Annotated in this window: 22 protein-coding genes and 1 pseudogene; 16 read left to right on the forward strand and 7 right to left on the reverse strand. The window is 66.7% G+C overall.

What is annotated here, in order from left to right; translation table 11 throughout:
* Positions 1–179: 179 nt before the first annotated feature.
* Entirely contained in the window at positions 180–623 is a 444-nt protein-coding gene (locus tag J2744_RS05160; protein WP_209545390.1) for a DUF5807 family protein, read from the forward strand.
* 568 nt (positions 624–1,191) lie between these two features.
* On the opposite strand, the gene J2744_RS05165 is transcribed toward J2744_RS05160, so the two are convergent.
* From J2744_RS05165 to J2744_RS05175, 3 genes are all read right to left on the reverse strand, one after another.
* Positions 1,192–2,844 carry a long-chain fatty acid--CoA ligase gene (locus J2744_RS05165; protein WP_209545392.1) on the reverse strand — a complete coding sequence of 551 codons (1,653 nt, stop codon included), beginning with the start codon at positions 2,842–2,844 and terminating at the stop codon, positions 1,192–1,194.
* 414 nt (positions 2,845–3,258) lie between these two features.
* Positions 3,259–4,557, reverse strand: a complete 1,299-nt coding sequence (gene metX / locus J2744_RS05170; protein WP_209545394.1) for a homoserine O-acetyltransferase MetX — start codon at positions 4,555–4,557, stop codon at positions 3,259–3,261.
* Between the two features lie 4 nt (positions 4,558–4,561).
* Complete coding sequence (locus J2744_RS05175; RefSeq protein WP_209545396.1) at positions 4,562–5,860, reverse strand: O-acetylhomoserine aminocarboxypropyltransferase/cysteine synthase family protein; 1,299 nt, start codon at positions 5,858–5,860, stop codon at positions 4,562–4,564.
* Positions 5,861–6,021: 161 nt separating this feature from the next.
* On the opposite strand from J2744_RS05175, the gene J2744_RS05180 reads away from it, so the two are divergent.
* A complete protein-coding gene (locus J2744_RS05180; protein ID WP_209545398.1) occupies positions 6,022–7,440 on the forward strand; it encodes a single-stranded-DNA-specific exonuclease RecJ in 1,419 nt (472 codons plus the stop codon).
* 87 nt (positions 7,441–7,527) lie between these two features.
* Here the strand turns inward: J2744_RS05180 and J2744_RS05185 are convergent, their stop codons facing one another.
* The gene (locus J2744_RS05185) at positions 7,528–8,091 is read right to left on the reverse strand and encodes a HalX domain-containing protein (RefSeq protein WP_209545407.1); all 564 of its coding nucleotides are present in this window, start codon (positions 8,089–8,091) and stop codon (positions 7,528–7,530) included.
* A 144-nt stretch (positions 8,092–8,235) separates the two neighbouring features.
* Here J2744_RS05185 and J2744_RS05190 point away from each other — a divergent pair, with 144 nt between their 5' ends.
* Positions 8,236–8,967 carry an RAD55 family ATPase gene (locus J2744_RS05190; protein ID WP_209545410.1) on the forward strand — a complete coding sequence of 244 codons (732 nt, stop codon included), beginning with the start codon at positions 8,236–8,238 and terminating at the stop codon, positions 8,965–8,967.
* A 23-nt stretch (positions 8,968–8,990) separates the two neighbouring features.
* Here J2744_RS05190 and J2744_RS05195 read toward each other — a convergent pair whose 3' ends face one another.
* Entirely contained in the window at positions 8,991–9,329 is a 339-nt protein-coding gene (locus tag J2744_RS05195; RefSeq protein ID WP_004597591.1) for a helix-turn-helix domain-containing protein, read from the reverse strand.
* Positions 9,330–9,534: 205 nt separating this feature from the next.
* On the opposite strand from J2744_RS05195, the gene J2744_RS05200 reads away from it, so the two are divergent.
* The 4 genes and pseudogenes from J2744_RS05200 to J2744_RS05215 all read left to right on the forward strand — a co-directional run bounded on the left by J2744_RS05200 (position 9,535) and on the right by J2744_RS05215 (position 12,936).
* On the forward strand, positions 9,535–9,873 hold the full coding sequence (locus tag J2744_RS05200) for a hypothetical protein (protein WP_209545413.1): 339 nt from the start codon (positions 9,535–9,537) through the stop codon (positions 9,871–9,873).
* A gap of 345 nt (positions 9,874–10,218) precedes the next feature.
* Positions 10,219–10,812, forward strand: a complete 594-nt coding sequence (locus J2744_RS05205) for an archaellin/type IV pilin N-terminal domain-containing protein (RefSeq protein WP_209545415.1) — start codon at positions 10,219–10,221, stop codon at positions 10,810–10,812.
* Between the two features lie 2 nt (positions 10,813–10,814).
* A pseudogene (locus tag J2744_RS15580) lies at positions 10,815–11,513 on the forward strand (archaellin/type IV pilin N-terminal domain-containing protein); the annotation flags it as partial.
* Positions 11,514–12,165: 652 nt separating this feature from the next.
* A complete protein-coding gene (locus tag J2744_RS05215) occupies positions 12,166–12,936 on the forward strand; it encodes a DUF7500 family protein (protein WP_209545417.1) in 771 nt (256 codons plus the stop codon).
* Between the two features lie 18 nt (positions 12,937–12,954).
* Here the strand turns inward: J2744_RS05215 and J2744_RS05220 are convergent, their stop codons facing one another.
* Entirely contained in the window at positions 12,955–13,386 is a 432-nt protein-coding gene (locus J2744_RS05220) for a zinc ribbon domain-containing protein (RefSeq protein ID WP_209545418.1), read from the reverse strand.
* Between the two features lie 264 nt (positions 13,387–13,650).
* The gene (locus J2744_RS15480; RefSeq protein WP_321169788.1) at positions 13,651–14,601 is read right to left on the reverse strand and encodes a hypothetical protein; all 951 of its coding nucleotides are present in this window, start codon (positions 14,599–14,601) and stop codon (positions 13,651–13,653) included.
* A gap of 69 nt (positions 14,602–14,670) precedes the next feature.
* On the opposite strand from J2744_RS15480, the gene J2744_RS15485 reads away from it, so the two are divergent.
* The 9 genes from J2744_RS15485 to J2744_RS05265 all read left to right on the forward strand — a co-directional run bounded on the left by J2744_RS15485 (position 14,671) and on the right by J2744_RS05265 (position 23,778).
* Positions 14,671–15,939, forward strand: coding sequence for a BGTF surface domain-containing protein (locus tag J2744_RS15485; RefSeq protein ID WP_321169789.1), 1,269 nt, complete (start codon positions 14,671–14,673; stop codon positions 15,937–15,939).
* Positions 15,940–16,101: 162 nt separating this feature from the next.
* On the forward strand, positions 16,102–16,458 hold the full coding sequence (gene cheY, locus J2744_RS05230) for a chemotaxis protein CheY (protein ID WP_209545422.1): 357 nt from the start codon (positions 16,102–16,104) through the stop codon (positions 16,456–16,458).
* Positions 16,458–17,648 (forward strand): chemotaxis protein CheC, encoded by a 1,191-nt coding sequence (locus J2744_RS05235; protein ID WP_209545430.1) that lies wholly within the window; start codon positions 16,458–16,460, stop codon positions 17,646–17,648. The genes cheY and J2744_RS05235 overlap by 1 nt, the downstream gene beginning before the upstream one ends.
* Complete coding sequence (locus J2744_RS05240) at positions 17,645–18,232, forward strand: chemotaxis protein CheD (RefSeq protein ID WP_209545432.1); 588 nt, start codon at positions 17,645–17,647, stop codon at positions 18,230–18,232. The genes J2744_RS05235 and J2744_RS05240 overlap by 4 nt, the downstream gene beginning before the upstream one ends.
* Positions 18,233–18,383: 151 nt before the next feature.
* Positions 18,384–20,327, forward strand: a complete 1,944-nt coding sequence (locus J2744_RS05245) for a FlaD/FlaE family flagellar protein (RefSeq protein WP_209545433.1) — start codon at positions 18,384–18,386, stop codon at positions 20,325–20,327.
* Positions 20,317–20,784, forward strand: a complete 468-nt coding sequence (locus tag J2744_RS05250) for a flagellin (protein WP_209545436.1) — start codon at positions 20,317–20,319, stop codon at positions 20,782–20,784. The genes J2744_RS05245 and J2744_RS05250 overlap by 11 nt, the downstream gene beginning before the upstream one ends.
* A complete protein-coding gene (locus tag J2744_RS05255; RefSeq protein WP_209545437.1) occupies positions 20,785–21,282 on the forward strand; it encodes a flagellar protein G in 498 nt (165 codons plus the stop codon). It begins immediately after the preceding gene.
* A 1-nt stretch (position 21,283) separates the two neighbouring features.
* Complete coding sequence (locus J2744_RS05260; protein WP_121598109.1) at positions 21,284–22,033, forward strand: ATPase domain-containing protein; 750 nt, start codon at positions 21,284–21,286, stop codon at positions 22,031–22,033.
* Between the two features lie 71 nt (positions 22,034–22,104).
* Positions 22,105–23,778 (forward strand): type II/IV secretion system ATPase subunit, encoded by a 1,674-nt coding sequence (locus J2744_RS05265; protein WP_209545439.1) that lies wholly within the window; start codon positions 22,105–22,107, stop codon positions 23,776–23,778.
* Positions 23,779–23,815 lie beyond the last annotated feature (37 nt).

Here is a 23,815-nt window from a genome sequence, read left to right on the forward strand (position 1 = left end):
GACGGATCTCCGTGGTACACCTTAACAGTTTCTCCGATTCTACACGATTTGCCATGGGTTGGGTCGGGTCCGTCTCTCGCCCGGCCGCGACACGCACCGGTTTGTCCCGCCCGCGACGCGCGTCGATTCCGCTCGGACCGACTCGCACTCCTTTTACCGCTCACGCGTCTCGGACAGGCATGAGCAACCTCGACGAGTTCCTCGCGGGCGAGCGGCTCGACGACGTGGTCTTCTACGTGAGCGACGCGTACCTCGACGACGACTCCCGACTCCGGGAGGTCGGGTCCGAGACGGACGGCGGCGTGCGCCTGATCCTCGACGGCGAGACCGGGCGGTCCGCGTTCCAGGCCGGCACGGGCATGGGCGCGATGGAGTTCGCGAAGACGGCGATGGACGCGGAGGGCGAGATCGCGCGCTCGCTCGACGACGGGGCGTGCCCGTTCGCGGAGAGGGATTCCGGAGAGGACCACGAGATCCGGTTCGTCTTCGCGTTCGCGGAGGCGCAAAACGAGGAGGTCGGCGGTCTCTACGCCGAGGGCGACGTGGTCCACGCGTACGCTCACTGTACCTGCGGCGAGAGCTACTCGCACAAGTGGGTCATCGGCGAGCGCGATGACGATTGACATCCTCCTCCGCCTTCAGGCGGAGGAATCCCGAGCGGTGGGAGTTTCAGGTTTGCAACCATGTTTTCTGCCACTTTGCGGGAACCCGTTTAACCCAGTCGTCGTAGTCAGTGGCTGTCTGGCGGTGCCAAACCGCCGATACTCCTATCCTCAGTATCGGTGACTTCCATCTGTTGTTTTTGCCAGCAGGGAGTCGCTGACACGTCGGCGGACTCAGAGTTATCGTGAGGCTTGCTCAACCAACAGGCACGAGACGAACGCGTCTAGCATTCGTGTTCACCGTGTTGGCGTTTCGGATATTGTCTCATTAGTGGCGGGGAGACCGCCTCCAAAGGTCGTTCGGAATCGCTCCGTTCCGACCTGACCCTACCGGTATGGACGATGCACTAGTGAGTAAAAGTACGGATTGGAAACTCCGAACTGTCGTCAAACGGAGGCTGTTGAACGTACTGTCGGATTCATCCTGCGCCTAAACGCGCAGGTATTCTCCTTGATTTTCTATAAGATCGGCAGCGAGCGCGACGACTGAAAGACGAGTAACCGCGCGGCGGCCGCGCTCAGTTCGGCGCTACTCCTCTCCGGGCGCGTCGTCTTCCGGTACCGCGCCCTCGACGAGCGACTGATCGCCGTACCGCTCGCGGAGGTCCTTCTTCGAGAACTTCCCGGTCGCGGTCTTCGGCACCTCGTCGATGAACTCCACCGCGTCCGGCACCCACCACTTGGGGTACTCCTCGCGGAGGCCGGTCTCGATCCGGTCGACGAGTTCCTCGCGGTCGATGCCGTCGGCCACGACGACGAAGGCGACGGGACGCTCCTGCCAGCGCTCGTGGGGCACGCCGACCACAGCCGCCTCGCTGACGCCGTCGTAGGCCATGATCGCGTTCTCCAGCTCGACGCTTGAGATCCACTCACCGCCCGACTTGATCACGTCTTTCGTGCGGTCGACGAGCTGCATGTAGCCGTCCTCGTCGACGGTGACCACGTCGCCGGTCTTCAGCCAGCCGTCGACGAACTCCGCCTCGCTCGCCTCCGGGCGCTTGAAGTACTCTTTCGTGACCCACGGGCCGCGGATCCGCAGCTCGCCGAAGTCCTCGCCGTTCCACGGGACCTCCTCGCCGTTCTCGTCTATCACCTCGAACTCCAGTCCGGGCGCGACGAGCCCCTGCTTCGAGCGCTTGTTCACCTGCGTCTCGTAGTCGGCGTCGCGCAGGTCGCTCTTGAGGTGTGAGACGGTGCCGATCGGCGACAGCTCCGTCATCCCCCACGCGTGGAGCACCTCGACGTCGCGCTCGTCGTACCACTCGATCAGCGCCTTCGGCGCGGCCGCGCCGCCGATGATCACGGTGTCGAGCGTCGAGAGGTCGACCTCGTTTCCCCCCTCGACGTACTCGCGGAGGCCGAGCCACACCGTCGGCACGCCCGCGGAGACCGTCACGCCCTCCTCCTCGATCAGCGCCGCGAGGTCCACGGGATCCGGCGAGGGACCGGGGTAGACGTGCTTCGCGCCCGCGGCGGCCGCGGTGAACGGCATCCCCCACGCGTTCACGTGGAACATGGGGACGACGGGCATCACCACGTCGGAGTCCTCCATCGGGATCCCCTGCGGCGTCTGGGAGGCCATCGTGTGGCTCCACAGCATCGACTGGGTGTACTCGACGCCCTTCGGCTTCCCCGTCGTGCCGGAGGTGTAACAGAGACCGGCGGGCTGGTCGCCGTCGAGGTCGGGCCAGTCGTACTCGGTCGAGTAGTCGCCGATGAACTCCTCGTAGGCGGGCGCGTCGAGCGCGTCGATCCCCTCCGACCCCATCGCGACGAAGTCGACGCCGTCGAACTCCGCGGCGCCCTCCGCTGCGCCCGCGATCTTCTCGGCGAGCGACGGGTCGACGAAGACGATCTCGTCGTCGGCGTCGTCGACGATGTACTGGATGTGTTCGTCGGGCAGCAGCGGGTTGATCGTGTGGAGCTGTGCCCCGGTGTTCGGGACGCCGAAGTACGTCTCGAAGTGGCGGGTGTGGTTCCAGCAGAACGTCGCGACGCGGTCGCCGCGCCCGATCCCGTAGTCGTCCAAGGCATTGGCGAGTTGGGCCGTCCGGTCAGCGTACTCGGCGTAGGTGTGTCGCGTGCGCCCCTCGTGGGTGCGCGAGACGATCTCGGTGTCCGGGTACAGTCGTTCGGCGCGCCACATGAACGGTCGTAGGGTCTGCGCGTGTCCGCCTGGCATACCTCACACACCACGGAGTCGGGAACTATGAACGTTATCATGATTGATCATGGTGTTCGTGGCCAATCCGGGAATGCTCGTCCCGCCTCGACAGGTCGTTTATAAGTGGTTGATTGCGGATCGATGTCGAACACCGCCGAAGCCCCAGCCGCTCGGCCGTACGATGGTGGCTCTTATAAATAGACGCTCGACATGAACGCCCCTTCGAGTCCCGCCCCGCACGGCACCGCACCTCACACCTCCCCAGCCTCGTCGCTCGCTGCTCGCGGTTTCACCGCTCGCAATCGAGGTGCTCGCTTCGCTCGCACCTCGCACCGCTCGCGACTCCCTCGCGCGTGCTCCTCGCGCCCTGTCGGGCGCTCGGAGGCACGCGCCACCGCACATAACTGGCTTCAAAAGGACTGGTTCGGGCGATTATCCCCGAAACAGGCTCGCGTGGACGGGTGCGTGGTCGGAGTCGGGTCGGGGGTCGTCGCCGTCGTCGCCGCCCTCGTCGGAGACGGCGCGCCCCTCGACGCCGTCGGCGAGGAAGTCGCGGACCGGCGGACCGACGTGTTCGGGTTCGACGAGGAACGCGTCGTGGCCGTGGTCGGAGTCCACCACGTGGTGCGCGACCGGGATCCCGGACTCGCGGAAGGCGTCGGCGAGGGAGGCGGACTGCTCGACGGTGAAGTGCCAGTCGGCGGTGAAGCTCAGCAACAGGGCCTCGCCCTCGAAGGCGGCGAGCGCGTCGGCGTCGGTGCCGTGGCCCGCGGCGAGGTCGTACTCGTCCATCGCGCGCGTGAGGTAGAGGTAGCTGTTCGCGTCGAAGCGGTCGCCGAACCCCTCGGCCTGGTAGTCGAGGTACGACTCCACCTCGCGGTACGGGAAGAAGCCGGCCGTCGGCTCCGGCGGCAGCCCGAGGTCGCCGTCCTCGCGCGTCAGCGAGTCGCGGCCGGCCGACCGCCGCCCGAATTTCCGTTCCATCGACGCCTTCGAGAGGTACATGATGTGCCCGATCTGGCGGGCGATGGCGAGTCCCTCGGTCGGGGCGGGTCGGTCGTCGCCGTAGTAGTCGCCGCCGTTCCAGTCCGCGTCCGCGCGGATGGCGCGGCGCGCGACCGCGTCGAGCGCGAGACACTGCGCGTCGAGGCGCCCGGCGGTCGCGATGGCCACCACGCGGTCGACGTCGTCCGGGTACCGCTTCGCCCACTCCAGGGCGTTCATCCCGCCGACGCTCCCGCCCACGACCGCCCGCAGCCGCCCCACGCCGAGGTGGTCGAGTAGCCGCCGCTGCGCGCGCGCCCAGTCTTCGACCTGGACCGGCGGGAACGCCGTTCCCCACCGGTCGTGGTCGGGCTCCTCGCGCAGGTCGAGGTCGGCGGGCCGCTCGCTGGCCGGTCCCGTCGTCCCGTAACAGGAGCCGGGGACGTTCGCGCAGACGACGTAGTGCTCCGTCGTGTCGATCGCCTTCCCCGGCCCGACGACGTCGTCCCACCACGCGCGGGCCTGCCCGGCCTGTCCGGCCCCGGTGGTCTCGGCGTCGCGCTCCGGATCGGGCGACCGCGCGACGTTCTGGCTCCCGGTGAGTGCGTGGCAGATCAACACGACGTTGTCGCCGTCGAACTCGCCGTGGGTCTCGTAGGCCACCTCGAAGTCCGGGACCGACTGCCCGCACTCGAAGGTGAACTCGCCGAGCGAGGCGACCCCGTGGTCGGTCGGTGCGGTGCTCACCGGCTTACACCTCCGAGTCGCTCGCGGCTTGCTCGCCCGCGGCCAGCCCCGCGTCGAGGTCGGCGATCACGTCCTCGGAGTCCTCGATACCCACCGAGAGGCGGAGCATCTCCGGGTAGACGCCGGCGGCCCGCTGTTCCTCGGCGTCCATCTGCGCGTGCGTCGTGGAGGCCGGGTGGATGACGAGCGTCTTCGCGTCGCCGATGTTCGCGAGGAAGCTGGTCAGCTCGACCGCCTCGCAGAAGGTCTTGGCGGCCTCGTAGCCGCCGTCGACGCCGAAGGTGACCATCCCGCCGAAGCCGTCGAGGTACTCGGCGGCGTTGCCGTGGCTCTGGTGGTCCTCGAACCCGGGGTAGCTCACCCAGTCGACGCGGTCGTCCTCGCGGAGGAACTCGGCCACCCGCCGCGCGTTCCCGCAGTGGCGCTCCATCCGCAGCGGGAGCGTGTTCAGTCCCTGAATCGTCTGCCACGCGTCGAAGGGGGACTGCTGGCCGCCGGTGGGGCGCACGCCGCGCTGGCGGACGACGTTGGCGAAGGCCGCGTCGCCGAACTGCTCGACGAAGTCGATCGGGAACGCGGGCGACTCGCCGTCGAGTTCGTCGTAGTCGGCGTCGGGGTGGTCCCACGGGAACTGCCCGCCGTCGACGACGACCCCGCCGACCGTGGTGCCGTTGCCCGTGATCCACTTCGTCGTCGACTCCCAGACGATGTCGGCGCCGTGTTCGATCGGGCGACAGCAGTACGGCGTCGCGAAGGTGTTGTCGACGACTAGCGGGACCGCGTGCTCGTGGGCGATCCCGGCGAGCCGCTCGAAGTCGGGCGTGACGAGCGAGGGGTTCGCGATCGTCTCGACGTGGACGAACGCGGTGTCGTCGTCGATCGCGTCCCCGTACGCGTCGTAGTCGAGCGTGTCGACGAGCCGCGCCTCGATCCCGCGGCGGTCCGCGATGCTGGTGAGGTACGCGGCCGTGCCGCCGTACATCTCCGAGCTGGCGACGACGTTGTCGCCCGCGCTCGCGAGAACGGTCGCGATCGCGTCGAACGCGGCCATCCCCGAGCCGGTCGCGATCGCGTCCGACCCGCCGGAGAGGTCCGCGAGCCGCTCTTCTAAGACGTTCACCGTCGGGTTCGAGAGCCGGGAGTAGATGTGCCCCTCCGCCCGGAGCGCGTACATCTCCGCCGCCGTGTCCGCGTCGTCGAAGACGTACGACGTGGTCTGGTGGATCGGCGTGGCGCGGGCGCCGGTGGCCGGATCGGGCTCGGCGCCGGCGTGGAGACTCCGGGTGGAAAACCCACGTGTCATGTTTGTTGCTCATACGGTCGCGCACTTCTATAACCGTCAGTTACGGCAATTGATGCCCCCTTCGGCGCGACGCCCGCGTCGTTCCGCCGAGCGCGCCACGCCGCCTCGATTCAGCCCGCCGAAGCGTGCGTTTATGACCGATCGGGCGCCAACCGGTGGTAATGGCAGTCGCCGCCCCAGTCCCCGACCTCGCCGACCGCGCGACCGACTGCGCCGACCGACTGCGCGAGGCCGGCCGGGTGCTGCTCGCGTCGCACATCGATGCCGACGGGATCACGAGCGCCGCGATCGCGTCCACCGCGCTCGCGCGGGCCGGGATCGACCACGAGGTCGTCTTCGAGAAGCAGCTGGACGCCGACTCGATCGCCGGGATCGCCGCCCGCGAGTTCGACGTCGTCTGCTTCACCGACTTCGGCTCCGGCCAGCTCGACGTGATCGCCGACCACGAGGAGCGCGGCGACTTCGTCCCCGTCATCGCCGACCACCACCAGCCCGCCGACCGCGACACGCGGTACCACCTCAACCCGCTGCTCGAAGGGATCGACGGCGCGAGCGAGCTGTCGGGCGCCGGCGCGAGCTACCTCCTCGCCCGCGCGCTGGAGGGACCCGACGGCGACAACCGCGACCTCGCCGCGCTGGCGGTCGTCGGCGCGGTCGGCGACATGCAGGACTCGGCGGACGGTCTCGTCGGCGCCAACGAGGCCATCGTCGCCGACGGCGTCGACGCCGGCGTCCTCGACGCCCGGACCGACCTCGACCTGTACGGCAGACAGACCCGGCCGCTCCCGAAGCTGCTGGAGTACGCCTCCGACGTGAAGATCCCGGGCATCACCAACGACGAGGCGGGGGTCATCTCCTTTCTCACCGATCTCGACGTGGACGCGAAACGCGACGGCGAGTGGCGCCGCTGGGTCGATCTCGGCGCCGCGGAGCGCCAGCGGGTCGCCTCCGCGCTCATGCGCCGCGCGGTCGCCTCCGGCGTCCCGTCCGACCGGATCGAGTCGCTCGTCGGCACCGCCTACACGCTGGTCGACGAGGAGCCCGGCACCGAACTGCGGGACGTCAGCGAGTTCTCCACGCTGCTCAACGCGACCGCGCGCTACGAGCGCGGCGACGTCGGCCTCGCGGTGTGTCTCGGCGACCGCGGCGACGCGCTCGCGGAGGCCCGCCGGCTGCTCCGCACCCACCGGAAGAACCTCTCCGAGGGGCTTCAGTGGGTCAAAACCGAGGGCGTCACCCACGAGGAGCACCTCCAGTGGTTCGACGCGGGGTCCCGCATCCGCGAGACCATCGTCGGCATCGTCGCCGGCATGGCGGTCGGCTCGCCCGCGGTCGACCGCTCGAAGCCGGTGATCGCCTTCGCCGAGGAGAGCGCCGCGGAACTGAAGGTGTCATCGCGCGGCTCGCACGCGCTCGTCCGCCAGGGACTCGACCTCTCGACGGTGATGCGCGAGGCGAGCCAGTCCGTCGGCGGCGACGGCGGGGGACACGACGTGGCCGCGGGCGCGACCATCCCGACGACCGAGCGCGACGCGTTCCTCGCGGCGGCCGACGAGCTGGTCGGCGAACAGCTGGGATAGCGAAAACGGAACGGCGAACGGTTCGCGAAGCGCGCGTCGGGCTGCGGTGTCAGACGCCGTCGAGGCGGTGAGACACCGACGAGACGCTCAGGCCTCGCCGAGGTCGCGAAACATCGCGCGGTAGTCGTCGGTCGACAGCGACTCGCCGAGGTCGTCGATGTCGGCGTCTAAATCCTCCAGCCGCTCGACGAGTTCGGCGTACGCCTCGTTCCCCTCGCGCTGGGCGGCCGGCTTCTGCGAACTCAACACGGCGCGCTTGCTGGCGAGCGCGGCGGCCTCCCGAACGAGGTCGTCGTACTCGCTGCGCGTCAGGAGCGTGTCGATGGCCGTGAGTAGCTTCGAGCGACTCACCGGCTTGGTGAGGTACAGATCGAACCCCATGTCGATGATGTCGAAGTCGGGTTCGACCGCGGTGACCATCGCCACGCGACAGTCGTACCCCTCCTCGCGGATGTGTTCCAAGACGTCGTCGCCGCTCCCGTCCGGGAGGCGCCGGTCGAGGAGCACCACGTCGACGGCGGCGTCGACTCGGTCGATCGCCTCGGCGGCGGTCTCGGCGACGTCGACGGCGTACCGCTCTTCGAGGAAGCCGGCGTACAGCGCCGCGATGTCGGGCTCGTCCTCTACGACGAGTATCGACGGGTCGCTCACCGTCGACCACCGCCGGGAGCGACGAGACACGCTTCACCGGGCATACACGAACGAGCGGCATGTCGAGAGATAAAACTGTCGCCGTCCGCTCGGCCGATGCGCTGAACCGTCTTTTATATACTCCGGCCGCCAAAGGGGAGACGAATGTCAGAACTCGTCTCCACCGGGGTCGAGGGGCTCGACTCCATTCTCACCGGCGGCATCACCGAGCGGTCGACGGTCCTCGTCTCCGGGAACCCGGGCACCGGCAAGAGCATCTTCGGAATCCAGTACCTCCATCACGGCGTCTCCGAACACGGCGAACGCGGCGTGTACGTCTCCTTCGAGGAGGACGAGGCCGACATCCGCGGCGCGGCCGAGTCCGTCGGCTTCGAGGGGTTCGACGAGATGGTCGACGACGGCGACATCGTCATCCTCGACAAACGCGAGATGCTACGCGAGACCGACTTCTCGACCGCGGTCGACCGCCTGCTCGACACCGTCGAGGACGGCGACTTCGACCGGCTCGTCCTCGACTCGCTGTCGATGTTCCAGCTCTTCTTCGACGCCGAACAGGAGAAGCGCACGTACCTGCTGAAGTTCTCGGACATTCTCAAGGCGAACGGACTCACCTCGCTGCTCATCAACGAGCAGGGCGCGGTCTTCCCCGACACCGAGGTCGGCTTGGAGAACTTCCTCACCGACGGGAACATCTACTTCATCCAGACGCCGACCGACTCCGGCGTCAACCGCTACGTCTGGGTGGCGAAGATGCGGAAACAGGACATCGACACCGACATCTTCCCCATGGAAATCGGACAGGGCGGGATCACGGTCCACGAGCGCGCGGGCGGCTTCTCGATGATGGGCCGGTCCGACGACCAGCCGTCGTTCTGACGGTTCGGGGGCCGGCCACCTCGTTACTCTCTCGACGAGAGGTCGCGCCAGACGTCGTCGAGGCGGTTCTTCACCGCCGACCGCTCCTCGACCTCGACGGTGAGTCCGTCGCGGAAGTCCACCTCGACCCCGTCGACCTTCCGGCGGTACACCTTCACGCGCCGGTGTTCGTCCGAGAGCGGCCGGTCGTGTAGCTCGAGGAGGTCCGCTTCCTCCAGCTCGTTTATCCGTCGGTAACACGTCGCTATCGGCACGTCGAGCTGGTCGCTGAGGTCCTGCGCCGACTTCGCGTCGCCCGTCGCCGTCAGGATGTCCGTGTTGTATTTGTTACCGAGTACGGTGATCAGATCGTCCCCCACCATTCACGTTATCGAGATTGATTTCCGGGTGGTAAAAGGATACCGGTGGGCGTCAGACGCGCGTCATATCTCTCGTTGTGCGTTTTCTCGCGGTATCGTCCGTTTCCGTCGCCCGCAACCCCCTCGGCTGTCTTCCCCACGACAGGGATGTTATCGCCACTGATACCCGCCACCGTGGGTTTATTATCCGCGTTCGAGCAGGACGAGTATGGAGCTCATCGAGGGGTTGTACCTGATGACGACCACCGTGCTGGCCGGCGCGAGCGCGACGCTCGTCGCGTTCGCGGTCGCGGCGTACCGGTCGTCCGGCCGCACGGCGATGGCGTACCTGGCGGTCGGCTTCGGACTCGTCGTCCTCGCGGCGGTCGGCACGCCCGCGGCCGCATTTCGCACGGAATTCGGCAACGCCGAGGCGCTGCTCTTGGTCAACACCGGCCTGCTGGCGGCGTCGATGGCCCTCGTCGCCGGGAGCCTCGCGGTCTACGAGCCGGGAACCCAGGAGTTCGTGATCCCCGAATCGGAGCTGTCGCGGCTGCGCGACAGGTAAGAAGAAAACGCGAAGCGCAGGACGCCGCCTCTACACCTCGGTCGCGGTCGTCGTTCCTCTGTTTGGTTCTTTCCTCGTTGCCCTCGATCGTCACACTGTTTCCCGAGTTCGTGATTCCGCCCGTCATTCTGGGTGGCAGCCGCGTTCCCGCCAGATCCAGCGCTGAGAACTCCGCTTCGATTTCGTTATTTGATTCTGTAATTATCAGAACCAAATAAACACGAAAACCGCATGACGTGAGTTGTTTATCAACTCGGATAACCGGGGACGTGATCTTAAGTAGGAAATCCCCATCGCTATCGATAACGCCCACCGGGCAGGCCGGGGGCCGACGCAACACAACCAATGTTCGAAACCATACTGGACGAGGAAGAGCGCGGTCAAGTGGGGATCGGGACCCTCATCGTGTTCATCGCGATGGTGCTGGTGGCGGCGATCGCCGCCGGCGTCCTGATCAACACTGCCGGGTTCCTCCAGACGCAGGCGGAAGCAACGGGCGAAGAAAGTACAGCGCAGGTGAGCGAGCGGCTGAATGTCATCAGCCAATCCGGAGTTGTCTCCGATGACGCCGCAGGTTCCGGTGAGAAAGGTATCGGATCCCTTGAGTTTGTCGTCGCATCAGCGGCCGGTGCGGGCAACGTCGATCTCGACGAGGTGACGGTCGAACTAGTCGGAACCTCCGGGCAAGAAACGTTCCAGCTCGACGAGAGTCCGCCGGCGACTAATGAGATATTCACCAAGGCTGGTGACAGCAACGTTCTGACAGATAATAGCGATCGTGCTGAGGTCACGGTCGATCTTGAATCGATACCCTACGCGCTCACCGAGGGTGATTCCCTCACGGTGACGTTCACGACTTCGGCCGGCGCGTCGACGACGACCGAAGTCCGCGTTCCGACCACGCTGGTCGGTGATAACGGCGATTCGGTGAGGCTATAACAATGTTCGAATTCATCACTAACGACGACCGCGGCCAGGTCGGTATCGGCACGCTCATCGTGTTCATCGCGATGGTGCTGGTCGCCGCCATCGCCGCAGGCGTCCTGATCAACACGGCTGGATTCCTCCAGTCACAGGCGGAATCAACCGGTCAAGAGAGTACGGACCTTGTGTCCGAGCGGATCGAAGTGACGAGCTCCGTCGGTATCGTTGGCCCTAGCGGTGCTGCCGATAGTCCATCCACGTTGAGCGAGGTTCGTGTGACGGCAGTCGGCGCACCCGGTGCGGATGACATTGATTTGACTGACACGACGATTCAGGCTGTTGGGCCTGGTGGGCAAGAGAATCTCGTGTTTACTGACAATACTGTTGACGACAGTGTCTCAGTTCCCAGTGCTGACACCGTCGTGGTTTCAACCCAAATTGCTGAGGGGCAACAGACCGTTGAGGTCGGAGTGGGCAGCTTCAGTAGTTACAGTGGTAGTGGTGAGACTCTAGAATTAACTGATGGTTCTAATACAGTCACAAAAGAGATTACGTCTACTGAGGCAGACAGTACGTTCACTCTCGACATTAGTGAGCTAGACACGTCGACGACTGGGTCTGCAGCCATTACAACGAGTATCACTGGTGGAACTACCCTCACTGAGCCGAGCGATATCGATATTGTAAGCACTACTCCTGACCGTTCAGTCTCGGTGCCTAGTTCTGACACCGTTGTGGTTTCAAGCGAAATTGCTGAAGGGCAACAGACTGTTGAGGTCGGAGTGGGCACCTTCACTAACTACGGTGGTAGTGGTGAGACTCTAGAATTAACCGATGGTTCTAGCACAGTCACGAAAGAGATTACGTCTACTGAGGCAGACAGTACGTTCACTCTCGACATTAGCGAGCTAGACACATCGACGACTGGGTCTGCAGCCATTACAACGAGTATCACTGGTGGAACTACCCTCACTGAGCCGAGCGATATCGATATTGTACCTAACAGGCAGGATATCAGCAAACTCGGTCCCAATGAGTTTGCTGTCGGATCTGATGGTTCCTTTGTTTCGGATCCCGTTCTCGACGGAGAGAACCAGTACACGATTCTGCTGAATCCGTCATCCGGAGCCTTCGATGACACTGACGGCGCCTTCGGAGAGGGCGACGACGCGACACTCGACATCGTCTCGCCTGCCGGCGCGACGACGCAGGTCGAACTGACCGCGCCCGACCTCTTCAGCGAGGAGGGCGAAGCAGTTCGCCTCTAAGCGCAGCCGCACAGACAACCAACTGCTTCTTCCGCGGAGACCGGCTCCGCGGCGGGAACCCGCCGCAACACCTATTTTACGGCGCGCGCTACCACAACTCATGAGTGACGACGACGCGCTCCCGGCCGACCCCGAGGAACTCGACTTCACCGACGACGAGAACGTCGTCGAGATCGGGGAGGGCCGCTACGTCGTCGGGACGAACGGCCGCCCCAACGTCGGCCGCTCGCGGGGGCAGCGCCGCGCGCCGCCCGACGACGACTCGGGGTTCACGACGGCCGATCCGGCGAACCCCGACGAACGTCGGCCAGCGGGCGACGACCCGCGGGCGAGCGCGGCCGGTCCCGGCGTCGGCGAGCGCGGCCAGCCCGCCGGTGGGCAGTCCGGTTCCGGACAACCAGCCGGTGGTCAGCGTGGCGGCCAACCCTCCGACGGGCAACCGGCCGGTGACGGACAGCCGCCGCCGAACGCCGCGCAGGGGCAGCGCCGAAACCGGTCCGCGGCGGGTGACGACGCGATCGACCGACAGGCGGTGAGCCGGTGGCTAGCGGACTCCTTCGACGGCGACGGGTTCGACTACGGCATCGACGCGACGCTCTACGCGAACGGCGACACCACCCGCCAGCGGATGGTGTCGAACGACGTGACGGCGACGTTCGACACGCTCATTTCGTGGTTCGCGTCGAACGCCGGCCCGAGTTCGCCGACGCCGGAGGCGATCGGGCTGCTGCTCGCGGCCTCCGAGACGACGGTGGATATTCCGCCGGTGATGATAAAGCGGTTCGCGGCGAGTCAGGGGCTCTCCGCGAGCGACAGCATCGGTGACCTGGTTCGCGCCGCCGAGGAGGAGGGCGGGTTCAGGATCGACTGAGCCGGGGAACGGGAAGCCCTACAGCAGGAACAGCAGTGCGGCGCCGATCAGTGCGAATATCGCGTATATCCCGACCATCACTTCGCGTTTCAGTGAGCTACCGAGCGGCTCGGCGGTGAGCCGCCGGATCGGCGGGAGGATCGCGATCCCGGCGAGGATCAACGGGAAGGCGCCGATCGCCGGGACGAGGGTGAGCGCGACGACGACGGTTCCGTACCCGACGACGTAACAGCCGCGCCGCCAGAGCTGCTCGCGGTCGCTGAGATCGGCCATGTCCGCGAATCCGTCGGAGTCGCCGGTATCGCCGCCGCCTCCGGAGACCTGCTCTGCCTGTCGCTGAACGTACTCGTCCAGCTCCTCGGCCGCGTCCTCCGTCTGTGGGGCGCCACACTGTGCGCAGTACCGGGCCTCTTCGGCTATCGACGCTTCACATCGGGGACACGATGGCATCCTGATCGAAAGCGTACGCCGGCCGGGCTTAATTCTTCGGGGAACGGTCGAACGACTTCCCCCGACGCAGTCGGTCGTTCTGTGGGTTGTTCGGTCTTTTCCCGCCCGCTCTGTTCACAGATGTGATAATCGGGTGGGTACGCTTTAGTCGGTGAACGTCGGAGCGATGAACAACTGATACGCTCCGTTACCTCTGCGGGGCCAAACACTCTCCACGCCACGATGACATCTAAATCCGACGACAATACGGACCGGCCCGAGCGGTCAACGGCGGCCGCAGACAGCGGTGAACCCGCCGCAGAAAGTGCCGACGGAATCCTTTCCTTTCGCCCTCGACGGGCCGGAACCGTCCGGGTTGGACTGACTATCGTCTCCGTCCTCTTCGTCTTGTTCGCTGTCGCGGCCGCTGGTCCGGCAGCGGGATTCTCGATGGGTGACTCCGCGTCGTCGGACAACGCCCGAGGGACCACCGCCGTCACCGCCGATCTGACGGATCGGACCGGTCCGGCGGATCGCCACGAACTCAGCGGTTCGTTCTCCCGTCCGACGTACACCGGTATCGCGGGTGACCCCGTTGATATCAGGTACACGGCCAGCAACTCCAACGGAAGCGCGTACCTGTTGATCGGTGGGAATCGACTTACCGACACGGGACAGTCTATCGGGTACACCGACGTCGTGAAACTGGACGGAGATTTTGACGGAACGATCAACACTCGACTTCTCGGAACCGACGAGGGGACCGCCGCCAGTTGCCGCGAGGCCGACTGTGACCTCGAGTTCCGCGACGAGGACGGTAATCTCCTTGGAGACGATCTCGACTCGCTTCGGAGCGCGACCAGTGCCGGTGGCCTCGCTCGCCCGCTCGTCCCCCAACGATACCGACTCGCGATCACCAACGGGACCTTCGTCGTCGAGGATCCGGGAGTCGTGACCCCGGTCGAGACTGCCGCCTCGTCGGACCTCCTGTTGACGAAACCGACGTTCCACGACGAAATTGAGGTGTTCACCACTGCTGACCCGGATGATCTCGAAGGCGGAGGCGGCGGCGAATCCCTTAGTGCCCTCGAACAGAACGGCCTCGACCGCACTGCGGTGACGAAAGGTGACCGCGTCGTCCTCGGCTTCGAATCGACCGGTATCTGGGGGGCGCTGTCGCACTTCGCCGACGAAGAAGGCGAAGATACGATTCAGGCCGGTCAAGAGGTCAACCACTCCGTCCTGACAAACATTTTAGATGCTAAAGAAGGTGTCACCCTCCGAGTTCGACAGACGAACCCGGGCATGAACGAGCCACGGTCGATACTCGACCTCGCCGACGCCGACCCCGAGGATGTCACTCTTCTCCTCGCCGACGCGGAGGAACTGGAGACCGGTGACTCGGCGCCGGGGCGGTTCTACCTCGTCTTGGACACGAGCGACGGAGGGGCGTTCACCGAGGCTCCGGAACCGGGCGACGAGTACGCCGTCGAGTTTGCCTTGGAGGGTACTGAGGGACAACGGTACGCGTTCGCCGACGACAGCGGGGAGCCGCCAGCGGCGTTCGAACCGAAACACGAAGCGCCCGAACAGTTCCCGTACTGGGAGACCGCCGACGGAACCGTGAGCGCGGAGGCGTCGTTTTCGATCCAGGAGCGGTACTTCGAGTACGACCACGTCACCGACGACGGCGAGCTCCTCGTCGAGGCCTCGGGCGGAGAGGTGACCGGGACGACAACGATACTACCGCCGATCGAAATGTCCGCCACCTTCGTCGACGACAAGCGCGACGAGCAGTTCCGGTCGGAGTCGCAGTTGGAGGTCTCCGACGGGAACTTCTCTATCGGCGCCGATCTCGGGGACGCCGATCCGGGGACCCGTCTGAACTACGAGCTGTACGAGGGGACGACGCTCCGCGACAGCCGCACAGTGGTCGTCGTTGACGACACCGACAACCCGGATCGGCTCGCGATCGAGAGCGTCCCCGAGAACGTCACCGTCGCGAAGGGTGGGAACCTCTCCGCGCTCGGGATCGAAGTCCGCAACGCCGGCGGACTGGAAGGAGAGGGAACGCTCGCGCTCGATGTCGACGACGGGAACCTGACGACCGCTCGCGAACTGACGCTGTCGTCGAACGAGTCGCGCACCCTCGGCTTCCCGTCTGCGACCACCCGTCTCGACCCCGGTGAGTACCCCTTCACGGTCACGCTCGACGAGGACCGTCGGAACGGAACGCTGATCGTCGCGGAGAACCCAGCCAGGACGACGATCGACGACGATGACGGCGAGGGCGACGGAAGCGACACCGACGGCTCGGCGGATTCTTCAAATACCGACCAGAACTCCACAGACACCGACCCGAACTCTACTGACGCTGACCAGAACTCTACTGACGCTGACTCAACGGGGTCCACAAACCCCGACGGGAACTCGTCGGACCCGGTCGGTGACTCCGGCGGTCGCGACGGCGAGGACGAGTCGCCGACCTTCCTCCCGTTCGGGATCGGCACCCGGGAGACGTTCGTCGGCACGGTCGTCGTCGGTGTGATTCACATCCTCGGCCACTGGGTGTAACTTCCAACGTCTCTGATTACTGATGTTCTCGTCTGCGACCACCACTGTCGGGTGAGGGCCCGTTTCGACCGTTCGCCGCTTCTCCGTCTCTCCCGTCTATTCTCATCGATGAGAACCGCGGGGGAGCGATTAAGTGGTCGCCCTGCCCCGCTTCAGACAACAATGGCTACGCGGGTACTCATCGCCGACGACTCGGAGTTCATGCGGAACCTCCTCCGGGAGATCCTCGAAGGCGAGTTCGATATCGTCGGGGAGGCGGAAAACGGCGTGGAGGCGGTCAACATGTACGAAGAGCACGGCCCGGACCTCGTGATGATGGACATCGTGATGCCGATCCGCGACGGGATCGAGGCGACCACGGAGATCCTCGAAGACAACCCCGACGCGACGGTGATCATGTGTACCAGCGTCGGGCAGGAGGAGAAGATGAAGGCGGCGATCAAGGCGGGCGCGGAGGGGTACATCACGAAGCCGTTCCAGAAGCCGAACGTGCTCGACGCCATCGGTTCGGCGGTATAATGCGGGTCGACGTCCGCGCGCTCGGCGCCTGTAACCGCCTCGCGGAGCAGGGGGCGAAGCAGGCCGCCGGCGCGCTCTCGGATCTCACCGGGACCGACCTCGCGGTGGAGGTGACGGGCGCGAGCGTCGCCAGCGGCGAGGACCTCGCTGAGTCGTTCGCGGGCCGGGAGTCCATCGGCGTGAGCGTCGGTCTCCGCGGCGGGCTGGACGGCGAGGCGGTCCTCGCGTTCGACGCCGTCAACGCGGACGCCCTGCTCTCGCTTCTGCCCGGCGGGGGGTCGATGGAGCGGAGCGCGGTGACGGAGGTCGGCAACATCGCGCTGGGCGGCTTCCTCGACGGCTGGGCGAACTACCTCGGGAAGGCGATCGACATGACGCCGCCGCGGTACTTCGAGGCGGACGGCGCGGCGGTGCTGCCGGACGGCGCGCTCGCGGGCGACGGCGTGTTCCTCTTCGAGAGCCGCCTGGACGCGACGACGACCGACCTCGACTTCTCCATCTACATGCTGCCCGACTCGGGACCGTTCCGCGACCTCATCGTCGGGAAGACCGCGCCCGCGGCGACGGCCGGCGGCGAGGCGAACGGCGGCACGACGAGCACGGCGGTGCCCTACGAGTCGCTGTCGACGTTCTCGTCGCTGGCGAAGGAGGGGTCGGCGAACGCCGCCGACAACATCGCGATGATGACTGGGCTGGAGACGAGCGTCGACGTCAGCCGGCTCCGGTTCGTCCCGCTCGCGGACGTGCCCGCGGAGGTCGGCACCGAGCCGCACGCGGGCACGGTGTTCGAGCTTCAGGGGGAGCCGAGCGGCTACCTCGCGATCCTCTTCGAGGAGTCCTCGGCGGCGGCCGTCGCGGACGCGATGCTCCCGATGGACCCCAACGAGCCCCTCGGCGACATGGCAGAGAACGCGCTCTGCGAGCTGGGAAACGTGATGACGAGCGGGTTCATCGACGGGTGGGCGAACGTGCTCGGCACGACGATCACCCACTCGCCGCCGGAGTTCGTCCACGACATCGGCGCGTCGACGATCAGCCCGCTCGTCGCGAAGCTGAGCGAGCGACAGGACTACGGGTTCGTGATCGACACCGCGATCCGGACGGAAGGGATTCAGGCGCGGTGCGACGTGTACGCGCTCCCCGACGAGCGCGAACTGGCCCGGGCGCTCGACCGGCTCTCGGAGTCGTGACCCGCTCGCTCTCCGACGATCGGCCGGACGATCCGGCGGGGAACACGGGGAGCGACGGCGACGCGGTCGCCGACGCGGAGCCCGCCGCCGTCACCGGCGGGGCGGCGGCCGACGATCCCGGCCGGATCAAGGTCGGCGTGGGCGAGCTCGCGGTCACGAGCGACGACGCGATCCTGACGACCAGCGGGCTCGGTTCCTGCGTCGCGGTCGCGCTCGCCGACGAGCGGGCCGGGGTCCGCGGACTCCTCCACGCCATGCTGCCCGCGGGCGACGGGCGGACCACCGCGGTCTCGCGGCCCGCGAAGTACGTCGACACCGGGATCGACTCGCTGATCGCGGCGCTCGACGACGCCGGCGCCGACCCCCGACGACTGGAGGCGCGGGTCGCCGGCGGCGCCGAGATGCTCGATCTCACCGACGCTGTCGGCCCGCGGAACGTCGAACGGGTCGGCGAGGTGCTCGACGCGGCGGGCGTTCCTATCGTCGCCAGCGACGTCGGCGACGCGGTGGGCCGGACGGTCCGGTTCGGCCCGAACGGCCGCCTCGTCATTCGGGCCGCGGACGGGTTCGAGCGGGCTATCTGACCGCGGTTCGGTCGCCGATCCGGATTCCCTCTCCTCCCGATCTCCCTCGTTCCGGGCCGGACAACGAGCGATACTCACCTCGTGACGTGCTTTCTCACGGTTGATATTTTGAGGGGTGAATTGAAGTAGCTTCTGCGGGTCGTAGACGATAATGGGCCTCGAACTACCGGTGTGGGGAGCTCCAACCGCCGCCTGGGCAGTCGCCACGCTGGGGCTCGTCGGTGCGAGCGTCCTCGACAGGTTCCTCGACGACGACGGATCCGACGACGACGGTTCCGGTGGTATGGGTGGCGACGACGACCCCTTCGGCGGCGACATGGGCGGCGGAGGGATGGGCGGTGGCGGCGGTGGCGGCGGCGGGATGGGAGGTGGCGGCGGCGACGGTTTCGACGACTTCGACGGGATGGACGAGTGGGACGACGAGTTCGACGAGGGCGGCGGCGGCGGTGGCGGCGGTGCCGCCACCGACGAGCTGGAAAACCGGCTCGACGAGCTGGAAAACGAGGTCGCCTCGCTCTCTTCGACCGTCTCGACGGTCCGGTCGGAAAACGAGGAGATCTCCGCCGCGGTCGACGACATCGAGGAGGACGTCCGTAACCTCCTCGACATCTACGAGATGGTCACCCGCGGCATCAATCCCTTCGTCGACGACGGCGGCGGCTTCGACAGCGTCGAGGGCGGCGGCGAGGGGTCGTTCGGCATCTTCGACGACGACGAGGGCGGCGAGGAGGAGGACCTCGACGAGGACGTCGCGAACGCGGACGCGGACGGGTTCTTCGACGACGACCTCCTCGACGAGGAGGAGGCGGACGGTTTCGACGACGAAGCGGACGACGAGTTCGACGACCTCGACGATGATCTCGACGGCGACGACGAGTTCGACGACCTCGACGACGACGAGTTCGATGACCTCGACGACGACTTCGAGGAACTGGACGACGACAGCACGGACGACGCCGCGTCCGAGACCGAAACGGCGGACGACGGAGACGACATGAACGACGATGGAAAGAGCTTCAGCGAACTGAAAGAAGAGTACGACTCCGGGGAGGCCGACTGGGCCGAGGAGGGCGACGACGCGGACGACGACCCGTTCGAGGACGGGGACGACTCGTTCGCCGACCCCGGCGACGAAACGGGCTCGTTCGACGACGAGACCGCCGACGACGGCTTCGGGGGCGACGACCTCGGGGGCGGCGTCGAGGACGACGGCTTCGACGAACCGGCGGACCCCGAGCCGGCGGCCGACCCCGAACCGGCGGGCGCACCCGACCCCGCGCCCGACCGACGGCCCGGCGGCGACCCCGCCGAGGCGTCCGGCGGCTTCGAGTACGTCGGCGAGGACGACCTCTCGGGCGGGAGCGGCCGCGGCAAGCCGTACCTCACCGAACTCCCGGGCGACTACGTCGGCGACCTCCTCGTGATGGAGTGGCTGGAGTTCCTCGTCTCCGAGAGCGACGTCACCGACGCGGTGCGTGCGATCAACTACTACGAGCGGATCGAGTGGATCGGTCCCGACGCCGCGGCGCGGCTCCGGGACTTCCTCTCCGGGTTCGGCACGATCGACCGCAACCTCGTCGATCGGCCGGGCACCGACCGGCTCGTCCGCGAGCACCACACCCGCAGCCTCCGGTACGTGACCCAGCTCAACGGCACCAGCAGCCATACGGTGCTCTTGGACCGCTGGGACGACCTAGCCGGCGGATCGCTCGTCGGCGGCCCCGTCGGCGGTCGTCGCGGCGGGCGGGACAATTCCGGACGCAACGGGCGTAACAACCGCAACGAGCGCAACAACCGCAACGGCCGCGACGGCCGCACCGACCGCAACGAGCGGCCGCCTGCGGACCGGAACGGCCACGACGCGTCCGGGCGCAGCGACGCGCCCGACGCCCGCGAGCGACGCGCGAACGGCGCGGACCACGCCGACGACGCGGCGGATCGCGGCGACGCGCGACCCGAGGCCGACGCGGACCGCCGCGACGGTCACCGCGACGACCGGCGCGACCGGAACGGTTCCACCCGGCCGATGAACGACCCGAATCCCCGTTCCGACCGCGCCGATCCGGCCGACGGAGGGTGGGGAGATGGGCGTTAGCGTCTCCGCGTCCACGGCCATCATCGTCGCGGGGCTGTTCTTCGCGTTCACGACGTTCTACCCCGTGGCGGCCAACGGGCTCGACCGCGTCTCCGACGCCCAACACGGCATCAACGAGCGCGCGCTCGAACGGCAGAACACGGACTTCGCGGTGACGAACGCCACTTTCGACGCCGACACCGAGACCCTCACGGTCAACGCCACCAACGAGGGGTCGGTCGGTCTCGTCGCCGACGACGCGACGCTCGTCGTCGGCAACGAGTACGTCGACGTCGGCGGGCCGAACGCCTCTACGACCGTCGACGGCGACGGCGACACCGCGCTCTGGCTCGGCGACGAGACGCTCTCGGTGACGGTCACCGACACGGCGACGGATATCGGGGACGGCACGCGCGTCGTCCTCGTCGTCGAGTCGGGCGTCCGCGACGCCGCGACCGTGACGGAGGTGAGCGCATAGATGGCCAGCGTTCCCGTCTCGCACCTCATCCTGTTCATCGCGAGCCTGGTGATCGCCGCCGGCGTCGTCGGCACGATCACCACCGGCGTCGACCGCGTGAGCGCGGCGGTCGACGACGCCGGTCTCGACGCGACCGAACAGCTCCGGACCGACGTGACGGTCATCTCGGACCCCAGCGCCGGGGTGTACAACGCGAGCGGCGACGACAACGTGACGCTGCTGATCAAAAACACCGGCACCTATCGGTTGGCGCCGGACGGGTCGGACCTCGACGTCGTCTTCGACGGCGCGTACGTCGGGCCGGGCGCGACCTCCGGGACGTTGGTCTCCGCGGACGGCGCGAACGCGTGGGGCCGCGGCGACGTGCTCCGGCTCACGATCAACGTGGACCAGATCGAGGGGTCGAACGGCGAGCTCGCCGACGGCGACCACCGGGTGTTCCTCTCGGTGAACGGCGACGAGGAGCTGTTCCAGTTCCGCGTGGAGGGGGGGAGCTGAGATGCCTCACGACAACCTCCTCTCTCTGGGACTCGGCGACCGCGACCGACTGAACAAGGAGCTGGGCGGCGGCATCCCGCGCGGGAGCATCGTCCTCATGGAGGGCGACTACGGGGCCGGCAAAAGCGCCATCTCCCAGCGGTTCGCCTACGGGCTGGTCCAGGAGGGCGCCTCGGTGACGATGATGTCGACGGAGCTCACCGTCCGCGGCTTCATCGACCAGATGCACTCGCTGGAGTACGACATGGTGAAGCCGCTCCTCCAGGAGGAGCTGCTCTTCTTGCACGCTGACTTCGACTCCGGCGGCGCGTTCTCCGACGGCGACGGCGAGCGCAAGGAGCTGCTCAAGCGGCTGATGGACGCCGAGGCGATGTGGAACTCCGACGTGGTGTTCCTCGACACGTTCGACGCCATCTTCCGGAACGACCCCACCTTCGAAGCGCTCGTCCGGAAGAACGAGGAGCGACAGGCGGCTCTGGAGATCATCTCCTTCTTCCGCGAGATCATCTCGCAGGGGAAGGTGGTGGTGCTCACCGTCGACCCCTCCGCGGTCGACGACGACGCGATCGGTCCGTTCCGCTCTATCGCCGACGTCTTCCTCCAGCTCGAGATGATCGAGGTCGGCAACGACATCCGGCGGCAGATCAACGTGAAGCGGTTCGCGGGCATGGGCGAACAGGTCGGCGACACGATCGGGTTCTCGGTTCGTTCCGGAACCGGTATCGTGATAGAGAGCCGCAGCGTCGCCTAACACATGAGCCGGGGACGCACAGTCGGTCCGGGCGACCGGACCGCGACCACCGCGACGACGGGGCGTGGGAGATGACCGAACACGGGACCGCCAAACCGTCCGAAGAGCTCCGAAAGGCCGCCATGCGGCGGCCCCACCTCCGGGAGCACCTCCGCGAGTTCAAACAGATCACCGGGGAGTTCCCGCAGTTCATCGATGAGCCGAAAGACGAGTACGAGTCCGCGCGCCCGAACGTCATCTACCCCGTCGGCGGTCCCATCTACAGCCACATCTACGGCGACCTCGGCCAGGACACGAAGTACTACGCCATCGAGCCGGAGGTCACCGGCCCGCAGGTGGAAGTACTCAACGAGGTGAAAAACCGGCTGCTCACGGCCAGCGGCCAGCACACCGCCCCCGACAACGAGGCGGAGTACGACGACCTCATCGAGGAGCTCCTCGAGGAGGTGACCCACGTCGACGACACCGCCTCCGGCTGGCGCCGCGGGCTCTCGAAGATCCGCAACTTCGGGAAGCTGTCGGTCACCGAGGAGACCTACGAGAACATCCGGTACCGACTCAACCGGGACATCGTCGGGCTTGGTCCCCTCGAACCGGTGATGCGCGACCCGGCCAACGAGGACATTCACGTCATCGGTCCCAAGGAGTGTCACGTCGACCACGGCACCTTCGGGATGCTGGAGACGACCGTCGACTTCGGCACGCCCCAGGAGTTCGACAACTGGCTGCGCAACATGGGCGAGCGGATCGGCGACCCCCTCTCCGACTCCGACCCCATCGTCGACTCCACGCTGCCGGACGGGTCGCGTATCAACATCATCTACTCCGACGACGTGTCGCTGAAGGGGTCCTCGCTCACGATCCGACAGGGCGAGGAGGTGCCGCTGTCGATCAACCAGATCACCAACTGGGGGACGCTCTCGCCCGAGCTGGCGGCGTACCTCTGGCTCTGTCTGGAGAACGAGCAGACGGTGTTCGTCGTCGGGGAGACGGCGTCCGGGAAGACGACGACGCTGAACGCCATCCTCTCGTACATCCCGGACGACTCGAAGATATACACCGCGGAGGACACGGCCGAGGTCATCCCGCCGCACAGCACCTGGCAGCAGCTGTTGACCCGCGAGGGCGGCGGCGAGGGATCCTCGGACGTCGACATGTTCGACCTGGTCGCCGCCGCGCTGCGGTCGCGCCCCGACTACATCATCGTGGGGGAGGTCCGGGGCGCCGAGGGACGCATGGCGTTCCAGGCGGCCCAGACGGGACACCCGGTGATGCTGACGTTCCACGCGTCCGACATCGTCTCGATGATCCAGCGGTTCACCTCCGAGCCGATCAACGTCCCGGAGACGTTCATGGACAACGCCGACGTGGCGCTGTTCCAGAACCGCGTGAAACAGGGCGATCAGGTCTTACGGCGGGTGACGAGCGTCCAGGAGATCGAGGGGTACTCGAAGGAGATGGAGGGAGTCGTCACCCGCGAGGTGTTCAGCTGGGACCCCGTCGAAGACGAGATCGTCTTCCAGGGGATGAACAACTCCTACGTGCTCGAAGAGCAGATCGCGACGCTGTTGGGCTACGCCGACACCCGCGACATCTACGACGACCTGGACTTCCGGGCGGAGCTGATCGAGCGCATGATCCAGGAGGGTATCCTCGGCTACCACGAGGTGAACGACGCGATCAACTCCTTCCAGCGCGACGGCGTCGAGGGACTTCCCTTCGACATGCACCGGAACACGAGGTAGCGACGATGAGGGCGAGCAAGGCGACAGAAGCGAGCAA

This window comes from Halorubrum trapanicum, from assembly GCF_017873555.1.
Taxonomy (GTDB): Archaea; Halobacteriota; Halobacteria; order Halobacteriales; family Haloferacaceae; genus Halorubrum; species Halorubrum trapanicum.